General features: G+C 65.9%; 11 protein-coding genes. 7 read left to right on the forward strand and 4 right to left on the reverse strand.

Annotation, left to right across the window (positions count from 1 at the left end):
- On the reverse strand, nucleotides 1–1,908 hold the full coding sequence (locus BMZ17_RS06650; RefSeq protein WP_093137399.1) for a GGDEF domain-containing protein: 1,908 nt from the start codon (nucleotides 1,906–1,908) through the stop codon (nucleotides 1–3).
- Nucleotides 1,909–2,024: 116 nt separating this feature from the next.
- Between BMZ17_RS06650 and prfB the strand changes: the two genes are divergently transcribed.
- The 4 genes from prfB (at nucleotide 2,025) to BMZ17_RS06670 (ending at nucleotide 8,437) form a co-directional block, all read left to right on the forward strand.
- Nucleotides 2,025–3,150, forward strand: a protein-coding gene (gene prfB / locus BMZ17_RS06655) for a peptide chain release factor 2 (RefSeq protein WP_139202802.1) whose coding sequence is annotated in 2 segments (ribosomal slippage) — nucleotides 2,025–2,099 and nucleotides 2,101–3,150 — 1,125 coding nt in all. Because the reading frame shifts where the segments join, the coding sequence is not laid out codon by codon here.
- 118 nt (nucleotides 3,151–3,268) lie between these two features.
- Nucleotides 3,269–4,792, forward strand: coding sequence for a lysine--tRNA ligase (gene lysS / locus BMZ17_RS06660; RefSeq protein ID WP_093137402.1), 1,524 nt, complete (start codon nucleotides 3,269–3,271; stop codon nucleotides 4,790–4,792).
- A 312-nt stretch (nucleotides 4,793–5,104) separates the two neighbouring features.
- Nucleotides 5,105–6,244: a response regulator gene (locus BMZ17_RS06665; protein WP_093137404.1), complete on the forward strand. Its 1,140-nt coding sequence runs from the start codon at nucleotides 5,105–5,107 to the stop codon at nucleotides 6,242–6,244.
- Nucleotides 6,245–6,247: 3 nt separating this feature from the next.
- A complete protein-coding gene (locus BMZ17_RS06670) occupies nucleotides 6,248–8,437 on the forward strand; it encodes an ATP-binding protein (protein ID WP_093137406.1) in 2,190 nt (729 codons plus the stop codon).
- Between the two features lie 27 nt (nucleotides 8,438–8,464).
- On the opposite strand, the gene BMZ17_RS06675 is transcribed toward BMZ17_RS06670, so the two are convergent.
- Nucleotides 8,465–9,337 (reverse strand): crotonase/enoyl-CoA hydratase family protein, encoded by an 873-nt coding sequence (locus BMZ17_RS06675; protein WP_093137408.1) that lies wholly within the window; start codon nucleotides 9,335–9,337, stop codon nucleotides 8,465–8,467.
- 272 nt (nucleotides 9,338–9,609) lie between these two features.
- Nucleotides 9,610–11,298, reverse strand: a complete 1,689-nt coding sequence (locus tag BMZ17_RS06680) for a long-chain fatty acid--CoA ligase (RefSeq protein ID WP_093137410.1) — start codon at nucleotides 11,296–11,298, stop codon at nucleotides 9,610–9,612.
- Between the two features lie 124 nt (nucleotides 11,299–11,422).
- Between BMZ17_RS06680 and BMZ17_RS06685 the strand changes: the two genes are divergently transcribed.
- Nucleotides 11,423–11,842 carry a hypothetical protein gene (locus BMZ17_RS06685; protein ID WP_093137412.1) on the forward strand — a complete coding sequence of 140 codons (420 nt, stop codon included), beginning with the start codon at nucleotides 11,423–11,425 and terminating at the stop codon, nucleotides 11,840–11,842.
- Between the two features lie 100 nt (nucleotides 11,843–11,942).
- Here the strand turns inward: BMZ17_RS06685 and acnA are convergent, their stop codons facing one another.
- Nucleotides 11,943–14,711 carry an aconitate hydratase AcnA gene (gene acnA, locus BMZ17_RS06690; RefSeq protein ID WP_093137414.1) on the reverse strand — a complete coding sequence of 923 codons (2,769 nt, stop codon included), beginning with the start codon at nucleotides 14,709–14,711 and terminating at the stop codon, nucleotides 11,943–11,945.
- 209 nt (nucleotides 14,712–14,920) lie between these two features.
- Here acnA and BMZ17_RS06695 point away from each other — a divergent pair, with 209 nt between their 5' ends.
- On the forward strand, nucleotides 14,921–15,151 hold the full coding sequence (locus tag BMZ17_RS06695; protein ID WP_093137416.1) for an AbrB/MazE/SpoVT family DNA-binding domain-containing protein: 231 nt from the start codon (nucleotides 14,921–14,923) through the stop codon (nucleotides 15,149–15,151).
- A 20-nt stretch (nucleotides 15,152–15,171) separates the two neighbouring features.
- Nucleotides 15,172–15,570: a type II toxin-antitoxin system VapC family toxin gene (locus BMZ17_RS06700; RefSeq protein ID WP_093137418.1), complete on the forward strand. Its 399-nt coding sequence runs from the start codon at nucleotides 15,172–15,174 to the stop codon at nucleotides 15,568–15,570.
- The last annotated feature ends 10 nt before the right edge of the window (nucleotides 15,571–15,580 follow it).

Below are 15,580 nucleotides of genomic sequence, written 5' to 3' on the forward strand. Positions count from 1 at the left end.
TCAGTCCTGCGCCATCGCGCGGGCGTGCCACTGCGCGGGGGCGCGGTTGGTGAGGATGCGGAGTTGGCCCACGGCTTCGGCCGCATCGGGCTGGTCCAGCGCACGCACCGGGCGGCCGTCCTGCCCGGCCTGGCCCCAGAGTCCGGTCCAGGCATCGCGCCCGCCATGCTTGGACGCGTAGAGCGCGCGGTCGGCCAGGCTCAGCGCGCAGTGGAAATCACCGCGTAGTTCGGCCGGCGCATCGGGATAGAACGGCCAGCACGCGAACCCGATCGAGGCGGTCAGCCGGTGGGCGCCGCCGGTCGGCAGCGACACGGCACGGTCAGCGATGCAGGCGCGCATGTCTTCGGCGATCTGCGCAACGCGGTCGGGATCGACATTGGCCCGCGCCACCAGGAATTCCTCGCCACCCCAGCGCGCGACGATGTCGCCGGGCTCGCCCTCGGTGCGCAGGCGCCGTCCGATTTCCACCAGCAGTGCATCGCCGGCTTCGTGGCCGTGCAGGTCGTTGACGTCCTTGAAGTGGTCGATGTCCACCAGGAAGGCGACGTGCCGGCGCCCATCGCCCGGCGCCGGCAGCGCGGCCATGCGCTGGTTGGCCGCGCGCCGGTTGAGCATGCCGGTCATCGCATCGGTGCTGCTGAGCCGCTCCAGCTCGGCGTGGACGCGGCGCTGGTAGACGTAGAAGCCGGCACTGAGCAGCGCCAGTACGCAAAAGCCCGCGATGGCCAGGTTGCGCAGGGTGCGTGCGCTCTCCAGCTGCAGCGCCTGCACGCGCTGGTCGGCGCGCATCGCGGCCAGCTCGCGTGCGCGGTCGGTGTCGTCCAGCCGGTCCTGCAAGGCGGCCAGGCCGGCCAGGTTCTGCGAACGCAGCGCCTGCAGCTGGCGGTCGCTGAGCTGGGCGCTGGTGGCCAGCGCTTGCTTGTACTGGCCCAGCGCCTGCTGCGCGGCGAGCAGGACCCGCATCGCATCGCGCTGCTCGGTACGGAAGCCGCCGCTGCGGGCGAGCTGCAGGGCAGTGGTGGCCTGATGCAGGGCTGCGGCGGGATCTTTATCGGCCAGGGCCAGCGTGGCCACGCGCACCAACGTGGTCGAAGCGCCGGAGGGATCCTGTGCCTCGCGCTGCTGGCGGGCGATGTCCAGCAGGCGCGGGCGCGCCTGTTCGCCCGTGCCGTTGCGGGCTTGCAGCGCAATACGTTCGGCCTGGGCGCGGGCGACCACGAGTTGGGTATCGGTATCGCGGGCGAGGCGCTCGGCCTGGTCCAGCAGCGCGGGCACCGTGCCATCGCGGCCAGCCCGGATCGCATTGAGCGCGCGGTTGTAAGCCAACAGCGGATTGGAGAGCGCCGCGCGGTCGGCGATGACCTGGGCACGGGCGAAGTAATCCTCGGCCCGGTCGAAGGCGTCCAGCTCTTCGCTGTAGATGATCGCCACGTTGATCAGCGTACTGACCTGGGCCACCGCCGAATCGCCGGCCAGCGCTGCGTCGTAGGCCAGGTTGTAGTAGTCCAGCGCGCGGTGGAGCTGGCCGGCCACATGCAGGGCCACGGCCACATTGGAATACACGCGCAGGTTGAACGCCGGCGGCTGCGGATGGGATTTCAGTTCGGCCAGGGTGCGGTCGACCGTGGCCAGCGCCTCGGCGGCATGGCCGGCCAGCGCCTGGCTCTGGCCCAGGCAGCTGAGCAGCTTGATGTGCCGGGCCGGGTCACGCTCGGCCTGGGGCAGGGCTTTGCGGGCGATGCGCGCGGCCTCGCTGGGCTGGTTGCGGCGCAGTTCGAAGCAGCGGTTGACCTGCTGGTCCAGCCCCGGATCGGCCGGCATCGCCGCCCACGCGGGCACAGGCGCGCCCACCAGCAGCCAAAGCAGCGCGATGACGGAAAGGATATTGCGGACGATCAGCAGCACGGCACCGGTCCCCTGTTACCGGAACCGCCCATTGTACCGGCGACGCGGCGCGAGACGGCAGCCGGGCAGGGCAGACTTGCTAGAATTGCGGTCTTGCCTCAAGACCACCGCAACCCATGATCGAACTCAATCCCGTGCGCCACCGCATCGCCGAACTCACCGGCCGGTTGGACTCACTCCGGGGGTTTCTTTGACTACGACGCCAAGCGTGAGCGTCTTGAAGAAGTCGAGCGCGAGCTCGAAAACCCCGATGTCTGGAACGACTCCGAGCGCGCCCAGGCGCTAGGCCGCGAGCGTTCGCAGCTGGACAAGACCGTCAACGGCATCCGCGACCTGACCGAAGGCCTGGTTGGCGCCGGCGAACTGCTGGAACTGGCCGAGATGGAATCGGACGAGGACACCGCGCTGGCCGTGGTCGCCGACGTGGACCGCATTGCCGTGGCCGTGGACAAGCTGGAGTTCCAGCGCATGTTCTCCGGCGAGATGGATGGCACCAACGCCTTCGTCGACATCCAGGCCGGCGCCGGCGGCACCGAGGCCCAGGACTGGGCCGAAATCCTGCTGCGCATGTACCTGCGCTGGGCCGAATCGCGCGGCTGGAAGACCGAGCTGATGGAAGTCTCCGGCGGCGAAGTGGCGGGCATCAAGTCCGCGACCGTGCGCGTGGAAGGCGAGTACGCCTATGGCTGGCTCAAGACCGAGATCGGCGTGCATCGCCTGGTGCGCAAGTCGCCGTTCGACTCGGACAACCGCCGCCACACCAGCTTCACCTCGGTGTTCGTGTCGCCGGAAGTCGATGACAACATTGAGATCGACATCAATCCGGCCGACCTGCGCACCGACGTGTACCGCTCGTCCGGTGCCGGCGGCCAGCACGTCAACAAGACCGAGTCGGCCGTGCGTATCACCCACATCCCGACCAACACGGTCGTGGCCTGCCAGACCGGCCGCAGCCAGCACCAGAACCGCGACAACGCGATGAAGATGCTGGCCGCCAAGCTCTACGAGCTGGAAATCCAGAAGCGCAACGCCGAGAAGAACGCGCTGGAAGCCACCAAGTCCGACATCGGCTGGGGCAGCCAGATCCGCAACTACGTGCTGGACCAGTCCCGCATCAAGGACCTGCGCACCGGCGTGGAGCGCTCCGATACGCAGAAGGTGCTGGACGGCGATCTGGACGAATTCGTCGAGGCCAGCCTGAAGTCCGGCCTGGAAGCCGGCGCCAAACGCATCGACGCCTGATCCGCGCCACCTGTGGGAGCCGCTGCAGCGGCGATGGCGCTTGCCACGCAACGCCGCATCGCCGCTGAAGCGGCTCCCACGTCAAAACCCCACATTTCAAATTAGTCCCGATACCGCCATGACCGAACAGCCCGCCGCACCGCAGCCTCCCGTCGACGAGAACAGCCTCATCGCCGAGCGCCGCGGAAAACTCAACGCGCTGCGCGGGCAGGGCATCGCCTATCCCAACGACTTCCGTCGCGACGTGGTGGCCGGCGACCTGCAGGCCGAATTCGCCGACGCGGACACTTTCACCAATGAAGTGCTCGAAGGCCTGGATCGCCACGTCAAGCTGGCCGGTCGCCTGATGGCCAAGCGCGTGATGGGCAAGGCCAGCTTCGCCCAGATCCAGGACGAGTCCGGCCGCATCCAGCTGTTCTTGCAGGGCAACGTGCTGGATGATGCCTACACCGCGTTCAAAGGTTGGGACGTCGGCGACATCATCGGCGTCGAGGGTGGCCTGACCCGCACCAAGACCGGCGAGCTGTCGGTCAAGGCCACCGCGATCCGCCTGCTGACCAAGTCGCTGCGTCCGCTGCCAGACAAGTGGCACGGCCTGAGCGATGTCGAGCAGCGCTATCGCCAGCGCTATGTGGATCTGATCGTGACGCCCGAGGCGCGCGAGGTCTTCATCAAGCGCTCCAAGATCATCCGCGCCATCCGTGCTTGGCTGGACGCGCGCCGCTTCCTGGAAGTGGAAACGCCGATGATGCATTACATCCCCGGCGGCGCTACGGCCAAGCCGTTCACCACCCACCACAACGCGCTGGACCTGGACCTGTACCTGCGCGTGGCGCCGGAGCTGTACCTCAAGCGCCTGGTCGTGGGCGGCCTGGAGCGCGTCTACGAGATCAACCGCAACTTCCGCAACGAAGGCGTCTCAACCCGGCACAACCCGGAATTCACCATGCTGGAGTTGTACGAGGCCTACGCCACGTACCACGAGATCATGGACCTCACCGAGAACGTGATCCGCGAGACCGCGCAGACCGTGCTGGGCACCACGCAGGCCCGTTGGGACGGTGCCGACATCGACCTGGCCCCGGCCTTCCGCCGCTGGCGCATGGATGAGGCGGTGCGCCACTACAACCCGGAGATCACGGTTGAGGACTGCACCGATCGCGCCGCGCTGCTGGCGCATTGCGAACGCCTGAAGATCCGGGTCAAGCCGTCCTACGGCTGGGGCAAGCTGCTGCTGGAGATCTTCGAGGCCACGGTCGAACACACCCTGGTCCAGCCGACCTTCATCACCGACCACCCGGTGGAAGTCTCGCCGCTGGCCCGCGCCAGCGACACCGAGGCCGGCTATACCGACCGCTTCGAGCTCTTCATCAACGGCAAGGAGATCGCCAATGGCTTCTCCGAGCTCAACGATCCGGAAGACCAGGCCGCACGCTTCCGCGCCCAGGTCGAAGCCAAGGACGGGGGCGACGACGAGGCGATGCATTTCGACGCCGACTACATCCGCGCCTTGGAATACGGCATGGCCCCGACCGGCGGCCTGGGCATCGGCATCGACCGCCTGGTGATGCTGCTGACCGGGGTCGATTCGATCCGCGACGTGCTGCTGTTCCCCTACATGCGCCCCGAAGCGCAGGGTTGAAAAGTGACGCGTGAGGGCAGCAGGCGCCGCCTCCACGCGGCGAGCCAGCGGAACGGCGCTGCCGGGACTGTGCTGCGGGGATGGCCTTGCAGCGCCCATGAGGCAGGGCTTTTGACGCGTCAAGCGCGTGAATGACGGGACTGTCAGCTTGATGGCCCGCGTTGCGTGCCGTGGTGAGCATCGGTGGCACGCTTCGTGCTTGATGTCCTCCCATTCCGAGGTGGTGGTCGCGTTTCAGGCCGCCAGCCCGGATCTCCGACGTTTCCCCTATAGTCCCTTGCAGCCTCGCATTCCCCCGAGAGGTGGCGTTACATGCTCACCCCAAGCCGCGTCTTCACCGCGGTCTCCTCCCCAACGGACCAGCAGCACTGGCCCAATGGCGCAGGTAGCGAATTGAACATCGTCATCGTCGACGATCAGGCGTCTGCGCGCACGATGCTGCGCCATGTGATCGAGGACATCGCCACCGAACTGGCGGTGCACGACTTCGGCGATCCGCAGGTGGCCCTGGATTGGTGCAGCAACAATCGCACCGACCTGCTGCTGCTCGATTACCGCATGCCAGGCATGGATGGGCTGGAATTCGCTCGCCGGTTCCGCCGCCTGCCGATGCACCGCGACATCCCCGTGATCCTGATCACCGTGGTCGGCGACGAGCCGATCCGCCAGGCCGCGCTGGAAGCAGGCGTCATCGATTTCCTGGTCAAGCCGGTGCGCCCGCGTGAGCTGCGCGCCCGTTGCCGCAACCTGCTGCAGCTGCGCCAGCAGTCGGAGAACGTCAAGCAGCGCGCGCTCTCGCTGGAGCAGCGCCTGCTGTCGAGCATGCACGAGGTCGAAGAGCGCGAGCGCGAGACGCTCTCGCGCCTGGCCCGCGCCATCGAGTACCGCGACAGCGGCACCAGCGCCTTCCTCGAACGCATGTCACGCATCGCCGCCCTGGTGGCCGAACAGCTGGGCATGGGCGAGGAAGACGTGCGCGCCATCGAGTTGGCCGCACCGCTGCACGACATGGGCAAGATCGCGATTCCCGATGCCGTGCTGATGAAGCCCGGTCCGCTGGATCCCGATGAGCTGGCGATCATGCGCCGCCATCCCAAGATCGGCCACGAACTGCTCAGCGGCAGCCAGAACCGCCTGATCCAGACCGGCGCGATCATCGCGCTACGCCACCACGAGCGCTACGACGGCACCGGCTATCCCGATGGCCTGCGTGGCGAACAGATCCCGATCGAAGCGCGCATCGTCGCGGTCGCTGACGTGTTCGACGCGCTGATCTCCGCGCGCCCGTACAAGCCCGCGTGGACCCGCGACGCGGCGCTGGCCTATCTCTACGCGCAGCGTGGTCGCCTGTTCGACCCGGCCTGCGTCGACGCGCTGTTCCGCGGCCGCGAGCGGCTGGACAGCATCTGCGAACGTTATTCCACGCTGCAAGTCCGCCCCGGGTTGGAGTAGGTCATGGATGCAATGCTGAGCAAGATCAGGGAGCGTCTGGCGCTTCGCCAGGACAGCGAGCACGGTCAGGCGTTGATCCGCATCCTGATCTTCAGCGGCGTCATCGTGTACCTGACCCTGTGTGCGCTGACCCAGGTGCTCTCGCCGCAGGTCTACGTTGAATCGTTGATCATGAGCGTCATGGGCGTGTCCAGTGGCGCGCTGATCTTCCTGTGGATCCTGCAGCAGCCCGGCCGCTCCGACGTGCGTCGCGCGGCCGGCATGGTCGTCGACTACGGCCTGATGTGCACGGCCATGGCGATGAAGGGCGAACCGCTGTCCTGGCTGTACGTGCTGATCATGTGGGTGACGGTCGGCAACGGCCTGCGCTTCGGTAGCCGCTATCTGATTGCCGCGATCGCGATGGGCTGCGTCGGTTTTGCTGGCGTGATCGCCACCAATGCGTTCTGGCAGGCCAACATGAGTCTGTCGGTCGGCTTGTGGGTTGGCCTGATCGCGATCCCGCTGTACCTGTCGGGCCTGTTGAAGAAGCTGACCCGCGCCACCGCCGAAGCGCGTCGCGCCAACGAGGCCAAGAGCCGCTTCCTGGCCAACATGAGCCACGAGTTCCGCACGCCGCTCAATGGCCTGTCGGGCATGTCCGACCTGCTGGGCACCACCCAGCTCGACACCGAGCAGCGCGAATGCCTGTCCACCATCCAGGCCTCGACCCGCAGCATGCTGGCGCTGGTCGAGGACGTGCTGGATATCTCGGCCATCGAGGCCGGCAAGCTGCGCCTGGATGAAAGCGAGTTCTCGCCGCGCGAGCTGGTCCAGCATGTCGGCTTCATCATGCAGCCGCAGGCGCGCACCAAGCACCTGGATTACGTGGTCAACATCGCCGAGGACGTGCCGCAGAAGGTGCGCGGCGATGCGCGCCACCTGCGCCAGATCCTGACCAACCTGGTCGGTAACGCGGTCAAGTTCACCGAGCGCGGCGGCGTGCGCGTGCACGTGGCGATGGAGAGCGGCGTCGATGAAGCGACGGCATCGCTGACCTTTACCGTGATCGATACCGGCATCGGCATCCCGGCGCGCCTGCAGGCGCGCTTGTTCGACGCGTTCGAACAGGCAGACGTCAGTTTGAGCCGCCGCTATGGCGGCACGGGCCTGGGCACCACGATCGCCAAGGGCCTGGCCGAAGCCATGGGTGGCAACATCGGTTTCGAAAGCGAGATGGGCCTGGGCAGTACCTTCTGGGTCAAGCTGCCTTTCAAGGTCGTCGATGCCGAGCCGGGCGTGGTGCCGCGTGGTCCGTCGGTGGTCGAGGCTGCCGAAGAGACGCCGGAAAACGTCATCGCGTTCTCCGATCCGTTCCTGCGCCACCGCGCGCGTGTGCGTAGCATGCAGATCCTGGTGGCCGACGACCACGAGGCCAATCGCATGGTCGTGCAGCGCCTGCTGCAGAAGGCCGGCCACCGCATCAACTGCGTCGGTGGCGGCGAGGAAGTGCTCGACGCGCTGGAAGTGTCGGACTACGACGCGGTGATCATCGACCTGCACATGCCCGGTGTCAGCGGCCTGGACCTGCTCAAGCAGCTCAAGGTCATGCAGGCCGGCGGCGGCCCGGTGACCCCGGTCATCGTGCTGAGCGCCGATGTCACGCCCGAGTCAATCAGCCGCTGCGAGCAGGCGGGTGCCCGCGCTTTCATGGCCAAACCGGTGGTGGCGGTGCGCCTGCTGGACGTGCTGGCCGAGATCGCCGGAAACGCCAAGATCATCGCGCCGATGCGTCCTCAGCTGGAGCGCCAGTCCACCCAGATCAACTACGACGAGATCCTGGATTCGGGCGTACTGGATGAACTCAGTGCGCTGGGTATGGGAGAAGAATTCGAGCGCGAGTTCATCGCGCAGTGTTTGTCCGACGCTGATGGCTGTATCGCCGCGATCGGGGAATCGATGGAGCGTCGCCAGATCGACCAAGTCCGCGACCACGCCCATGCGCTCAAGGGCGTGTCGAGCAACCTGGGCCTGAGCCGCCTGGCCGCATGCAGTGGTGAGCTGATGCGGCTAAGCGACTGGCAGGCCTCGCAGGAATGGCGCACGCGCCTGTCGGTGATCAAGTCCGAGCTGGCCCATGCCCGCACCGCCTTGGACGTGCGACTCAAGAACAAGCACCAGCAGGCGCGCGAAAACCGCAACGAATCGGTCTGATCCGATCCGCCGTCAGAACGGCATCGATCAGGCGGCGTGTGCGGCGGAACGGCGTTCCTGCGCGCGCACGATGCGCTCCATCATGCGCAGCGACTTGTCGCCGAGGGCCAGGGCGGTATCGACCCAGATCTCGGTGATGTCCATCAGCTCGTCGTAGCTCACGCGCTGGCTGATGTTGCGCACCTGGTTCATCGCAAGATGCGCGTGCGGCGCACGCTGCTGCTGGCGGATCAGGTCCTGCACCGCCGCCTGGCCCTGGCCCTTGCCGACGAGGATGTCGACCACGCCCATCCGGTACATGTCTTCGCTCTTGTACATCACGCCATCCAGCACCAGGCGCTCGGCCAGCTGCGGCGAGACGCGCTTGCACAGGAACGAGTAGGCGCCCATGCCCGGGAACAGGCCGAACAGCACTTCCGGCAGACCCATTTCGACGCCTTCCTCGGCCACGATGGTGTGGCAGGCCAGCGCCATTTCCAGGCCACCGCCGAGTGCATCGCCCTGCAGCAGTGCGATCGTGCGCACGTCACCGCCCAGCCCGGTCTGCAGGATGTTGACCCCGTCGATGCAACGACGCGCGTACTGCAGCAGATGCTCGCGGTCACGGCTACGGATCAGGCGGCCGAACAGTTCCAAGTCTCCGCCCAGGTTGAACGCCGAACCTTCCGACGCCAGCACGAAGTGACGCAGGCGTCCGGCCTGCCGTTCCTGCGAGTTGTTGTGGGTGATCGACGAGGTAAAACCCCACATTTCTTCGAGCAACTGCGGACGGAAGCAGGGGCGGGCGCCTGCCTGTGCGTCGTGGTGCATGTACAGCCAGTGGCAGTTGTTGTCCGGCGAAGATTCGGTGCGGATGGTGTGGAAATCGCGCGCGCGGTGGAGTTTTTCAATGGTGCTCATTGGGGCGGGTCCTTGGGGGTGTCAAAGGGAAGCGCTACGCCGGGGGTCGTCGCGTAGCCGATCCTACACCTGAACCAAGTGTTAAATGCGTCAAAAAAATCGCCATAAGTCAACGACTTATGGCGATCTTGGACACTCCAGATTTTATGTGACGCGCGTCACTTAAAGTGAAATCGTCACTCGCCGTCTCTCCTTCGGCACGGCATCATCCCAAGGTTTCGTCAGGCGGGCTTAGCGACAACCGGGCTGCATTCTGCACCCGGCGCGTGCACTCAATGCGCGGTTTTTTCCTGCTGGCGCAAGTCCTTGCGCAGGATCTTGCCGACGTTGGTCTTGGGCAGTTCGGTACGGAATTCCACATGACGCGGCTGCTTGTAGCCGGTCAGGTTTTCGCGGCAGAACGCCTTGACCTGCTCGACGGTGAGGCTCGGATCCTTGCGCACGATGAAGACCTTGACCGTCTCGCCCGAGCGCTCGTCCGGCACGCCGATCGCCGCTACTTCCAGCACGCCGGGCATGCCGGCGACGACGTCCTCGACCTCGTTGGGATACACGTTGAATCCCGAGACCAGGATCATGTCCTTCTTGCGGTCCACGATGTAGAAGAAGCCCTTGGCATCCATGCGCGCCATGTCGCCGGTGTGCAGCCAGCCATCGGCGTCCATGACCTTGGCGGTCTCGTCGGGACGGTTCCAGTAGCCCTTCATCACCTGCGGCCCCTTGATGCACAGCTCGCCGACGGCATCGCCGCCGCCGGGGACGATGTTGCCGTCGTCATCCTTGAGGCAGCAGTCCGTGGACGGCACCGGCAGGCCGATCGAGCCGTTGTAGCTGGCCAGGTCGATCGGGTTGATGCAGGCCGCGGGTGAGGTTTCGGTCAGGCCGTAAGCTTCCACCAAAGTAACCCCGGTGACCTGCTGCCAACGGTCGGCGACCGAGTGCTGCACGGCCATGCCGCCGCCGAGCGTCAGGTGCACGCGGCTGAAATCGATCTTGTCGAAGCCCGGCGTATTGAGCAGGCCGTTGAAGAGCGTGTTGACGCCGGTAATGGCGGTGAACGGCGCTTTGGACAGCTCCTTGACGAAGCCCTTCATGTCGCGCGGATTGGTGATCAGGTGGTTGAGGCCACCGAATTTCATGAAGACCAGGCAGTTCGCCGTCAACGCGAAGATGTGGTAAAGCGGCAGCGCGGTGATGATGTATTCCTCGCCCGGGCGCGCCTTGACGCCGATCCAGGTCGAGGCCTGCTGCATGTTAGCCACCAGGTTGCGGTGGGTGAGCATCGCGCCCTTGGCCACGCCGGTGGTGCCGCCGGTGTACTGCAGGAAAGCGATGTCGCCCGGCTGGATATCCAGCTTCGGCAGCGGCTTGCCCTTGCCGAACGCCAGCGCATCGCGGAAGCGGACGGCGCCGTTGATCTCGTAGTCCGGCACCATCTTCTTGACGTAGCGCAGGACGAAATTCACCAGCGGGCCCTTGGGGAAGCCCAGCATGTCGCCCAGCGCGGTGGTGATGACGTGCTTGACCGGTGTGCCGGTCAGCGCCTCGGCGGCGGTGTCGCCGAAGTTGTCGACCACGATCAGCGCCGAAGCACCGGAATCTTCCAGCTGGTGGTGCAGCTCGCGTGCGGTGTAGAGCGGGTTGACGTTCACCACGGTCAGCCCGGCGCGCAGGATGCCGAAGATCGAGATCGGATACTGCAGGCAGTTGGGCATCATCACCGCGACGCGGTCGCCGCGCTTGAGCTTGAGCTCATGCAGCAGGTAGCTGGCCATCTGTTGGCTCAGTACATCGATGTCGGCGTAGGTCAGGACCTTGCCGAAGTTGGAGAACGCCGGACGCTCGCGGTATTTCTCGATGGCCGTTTCCAGCACCGAGGCGACGGAGCGGTATTCCTCGACGTCGATGTCGTGCGGGATGCCGTTGGGATAGCTGGCAAACCAGGGCCGGTCTTGCGTCATCTTGTCTGCCCCTCCCAGGGTGCTAAGGTCGGGCGCCCGCCGGGCGATCCGGCGTCCCCTGAAAAATGTGGCGATGAGCATACCGGCAGGCGACAGAAACCGGAATCTTTCGATACTGGCGCGGATGGTGCGCTGGACCGGGTTGGTCGCGCTGCTGGCGGTGTGCGTGGCCTGCAGCCGGCCCGATCCCGAGGCGCGCCTGCGTGCTGACATCGCGGCCATGCAGCAGGACATCCAGGCCCGCAAGCCGGGCGAGGTGATGGATCGGGTCGCCGAGGACTTCGCCGGCAACGGCGGAATGGACCGCGAAGGCCTGCACAACCTGCTTCGCGTGCAGTTCCTGGCCAATGCCGACGTCGGTGCCACGATCGGCCCGATGGAGGTAACCCTCCAGGGCGACCACGCCACGGTGCGTTTCAGCGCGCTGTTGACCGGTGGCAGCGGGCGCTGGATTCCCGACCAGGCGGGCGCATATCAGGTCACCACCGGCTGGCGGCTGGAAGGTGGCGACTGGAAGCTCTACACCGCGCAATGGTCGCGTTGAGCTGGAAAGGATCGCGCTGATCTGAAAAGAAGAAGGCCCCGCAGTGCGGGGCCTTTTCTATGGTGCCGATGACAATCGCGTCAGGCGAAGCGCCTGTGGCTCAGGCCGCCTTCTTCGCAGCCAGCTGGCGCAGCACGTAGTGCAGCAGGCCGCCGTGGCGGAAGTATTCGACTTCTTTCGGCGTCAGCAGCAGCACGCGGACCTCGAACTTCACCTCGCTGCCGTCGGCCTTCTTCGCCACCACCTGCGCGGTCTTGGAGTCGCCATCCTTCAGGCCGGTGACGTCGATGACTTCCGAGCCATCCAGGCCCAGCGACTGTGCGTTGGCGCCGTCCTTGAACTGCAGCGGCAGCACGCCCATGCCGACCAGGTTGGAGCGGTGGATGCGCTCGAAGCTCTCGGCGATCACGGCCTTGATGCCGAGCAGGTTGGTGCCCTTGGCCGCCCAGTCGCGCGAGGAGCCGGTGCCGTATTCCTTGCCGGCCAGGACCACCAGCGGCACGCCGTCGGCCTTGTACTTCACCGCCGCGTCGTAGATCGCCAGCTTTTCCGGCTCGCCGCCGGCCTTGGGGTAGTACAGCGCGTTGCCGCCTTCCTCGCCGCCGAACACCAGGTTCTTGATGCGGATGTTGGCGAAGGTGCCGCGCACCATTACGTCATCGTTGCCGCGACGGCTGCCGTAGCTGTTGAAGTCGGCCGGCTGCACGCCGCGTTCCTGCAGGAAGCGGCCCGCCGGCGAATCCTTCTTGATGTTGCCGGCCGGGGAAATGTGGTCGGTGGTGATCGAATCGCCGAACACGCCCATGACGCGTGCGCCGTGCACGTCATCGATCGTGCCCGAACTGGCCGACATGCCGTCGAAGTAAGGGGGATTCTTGATGTAGGTCGAGTCGCCATCCCATGCGTACAGGCCGCCGTCGGGCGATTCGATGCTGTTCCAGCGGCTGTCACCCTTGAACACATCGGCGTAGTTCTTCTTGAACATCTCCGGGCCGATGGTCTTGGCGATGAAGTCGCCGATTTCCTTGTTGGTCGGCCAGATGTCCTTGAGAAACACGTCCTTGCCGCTCGCGTCCTGGCCCAGCGGCTGGGTGGTCAGGTCGATGTCGGTGGTGCCGGCGATGGCGTAGGCGACCACCAGCGGCGGCGAGGCCAGGTAGTTCATCTTCACTTCCGGGTGCACGCGGCCTTCAAAGTTGCGGTTGCCCGACAGCACCGAAGACACCACCAGATCGCCCTTGGCGATCGCGGCGGACACGTCATCCGGCAGCGGGCCGGAGTTGCCGATGCAGGTTGTGCAGCCGTAGCCGACCACGTAAAAGCCGAGTTTTTCCAGGTCGTCGAGGACGCCGGCTTTTTTCAGGTAATCGGTGACCACCAGCGAACCCGGGCCGAGCGAGGTCTTCACCCACGGCGCGGCCTTGAGGCCCTTGGCCACCGCGTTGCGTGCGAGCAGGCCAGCGCCGAGCATCACCGCCGGGTTGGAGGTATTGGTGCAGGACGTGATCGCAGCGATCACCACCGCGCCATCGGTCAATTCCCAGCCCGCGCCGCTGTCGGCGGTCGATTCGGCCTGCGATTCCTTGGTGCCCACGCCGGTGCCGCCGCCGCCTTCGTTGGCCAGGCGGTCTTCCTGCTTGGCGTCGCTGTGGCGCTTCTTTTCGCGCGCTTCGGCGAACGGCACCAGGCTGTCGCGGTAGTTCGTCTGCATGTCGCTCAGCAGGACGCGATCCTGCGGACGCTTGGGGCCGGCGAGCGAGGGCTTCACCTCGCCCATGTCCAGGCGCAGCGTGGCGCTGTAGTCGGCGTGCGGGCTGTCGGCGTCGTGCCACAGGCCCTGGGCCTTGGCGTAGGCCTCGACCAGTGCGATCTGGTCTTCGCTGCGGCCGGACAGGCGCAGGTAGTTCAGCGATTCGCCATCGATCGGGAAGATGCCGCAAGTCGCGCCGTACTCCGGCGCCATGTTGCCGATGGTGGCGCGGTCGGCCAGCGGCAGGTGCTGCAGGCCTTCGCCGAAGAACTCGACGAACTTGCCGACTACGCCATGCTTGCGCAGCATCTGCGTAACGGTCAGGACCAGGTCAGTGGCGGTCGCGCCCTCGGGCAGCTTGCCGGTCAGTTCGAAGCCGACCACCTGCGGGATCAGCATGGAAGAAGGCTGGCCCAGCATCGCGGCCTCGGCCTCGATCCCGCCCACGCCCCAGCCCAGCACGCCGATGCCATTGATCATGGTGGTGTGCGAGTCGGTGCCGAACACGGTGTCCGGATACGCGACGGTCGTGCCGTCCTTCTCTGCAGTCATCACCACACGGGCCAGGTTCTCAAGATTGACCTGGTGGACGATGCCGGTGCTTGGCGGCACCACTTTGAAATTGTCGAAGGCCTTCTGGCCCCAGCGCAGGAAACCGTAGCGCTCCTTGTTGCGCTGAAACTCGATCTTGCCATTGAGATCCAGCGCGTCGGGCTTGCCGAACACATCCACCTGCACCGAATGGTCGATCACCAGTTCGGACGGGATCTGCGGGTTGATCTGCTCGGCGTCGCCGCCCAGCTTGACCACCGCATCGCGCATCGCGGCCAGGTCAACCACGCACGGCACGCCGGTGAAGTCCTGCAGCACCACGCGCGCGGGCATGAAGGCGATCTCGGTGTCCGGCTCGGCGGTGGGCTGCCACTGGGCGACGGCGGTGATGTGCTCGGGCGTCACGCTGACGCCATCCTCGCCGCGCAGCAGGTTCTCCAGCAGGATCTTCATGGAGTAGGGCAGGCGGGCGATGTCGTACTGCTTGCCCAGCGTGGGCAGGCTGAAATAGGTGTATGTGGCGCCGGCGACGTCCAGCTGGCTGCGGGTCTTGAAGGTGTCGCTCATACTTGTGCTCCTGTTCGATGTGACTTGCCCATCGCCGGTGCGGCAGGGCTGGCTGCTCGATGACCACCTGATCCTGTTCAGTATCGGCGCCGGTGCGTGACAGAGGGGTGTCCGCGCAGAGGCATCTGAGACGGGCTGTGGCTCAGCTTTCCGCTAACAGTATGGAACTCCAAGTATGTATAATCTGTGCATACTTCAAGGGGCATTCCATGGAAGCCACGGTCGCCGAACGCGGTCAGATCACCCTTCCCAAGGCCGTCCGCGACGCGCTCGGCCTGACCAAGGGCACATTGTTGAAGGTTGAACTCGACGGCAGCCGCATCGTGCTGCGCAAGAGCGTCGACGACGCGATTTCCAAGGCCCGTGGGCGTTTTGCGCTGGATGGATTCGAATCGCCCGAGGCCGCCGTGCGCGCCACCCGCGAGCCGTCCAAGGCCTGAGCAAGTAACGAGCCCCTGACGTGATTGCCATCGATTCCCCCGTGCTGGTCGACCTGCTGGCCAATGGCCCCCAGGCCGACGCCGCCGAAGCCTGCCTGCGCCAATGCCTGGCCAACGGTCGCGTGGTTGTGTGCGACGTGGCCCTGGCCGAAGTCTGCGGCGCGCTGCGCAACGGCACCGAGGCTCTGGGCGTGCTGGAAGAGATGGGCATCCATTTCAACGCGCTGGAAGCCAAATCCGCCCTGCGCGCGGGTGAAATGCAACGGCGCTATCGTCAGCGTGGCGGTGGTCCGCAGACGCTGCCGGATTTCCTGGTCGGGGCGCATGCGCTGTTGCAGTGCGACGCGCTGATCACCTACAGCCAGCCGTTCTATCGCGACTACTTCAAGGGCCTGCGCCTGATCGTGCCGCAGGTCTGAGTTCCACCCA

Origin of the sequence: Pseudoxanthomonas sp. GM95 (genome assembly GCF_900109775.1) — a bacterium.
Taxonomy (GTDB): domain Bacteria; phylum Pseudomonadota; class Gammaproteobacteria; order Xanthomonadales; family Xanthomonadaceae; genus Pseudoxanthomonas_A.

Bases quoted from the DNA above. Each gene is read 5' to 3' on its own strand.
- lysS (WP_093137402.1), top strand. From the start codon at position 3,269: ATGACCGAACAGCCCGCCGCACCGCAGCCTCCCGTCGACGAGAACAGC.
- BMZ17_RS06665 (WP_093137404.1), top strand. From the start codon at position 5,105: ATGCTCACCCCAAGCCGCGTCTTCACCGCGGTCTCCTCCCCAACGGAC.
- BMZ17_RS06670 (WP_093137406.1), top strand. From the start codon at position 6,248: ATGGATGCAATGCTGAGCAAGATCAGGGAGCGTCTGGCGCTTCGCCAG.
- BMZ17_RS06675 (WP_093137408.1), bottom strand. From the start codon at position 9,337: ATGAGCACCATTGAAAAACTCCACCGCGCGCGCGATTTCCACACCATC.
- BMZ17_RS06680 (WP_093137410.1), bottom strand. From the start codon at position 11,298: ATGACGCAAGACCGGCCCTGGTTTGCCAGCTATCCCAACGGCATCCCG.
- BMZ17_RS06685 (WP_093137412.1), top strand. From the start codon at position 11,423: ATGGTGCGCTGGACCGGGTTGGTCGCGCTGCTGGCGGTGTGCGTGGCC.
- acnA (WP_093137414.1), bottom strand. From the start codon at position 14,711: ATGAGCGACACCTTCAAGACCCGCAGCCAGCTGGACGTCGCCGGCGCC.
- BMZ17_RS06695 (WP_093137416.1), top strand. From the start codon at position 14,921: ATGGAAGCCACGGTCGCCGAACGCGGTCAGATCACCCTTCCCAAGGCC.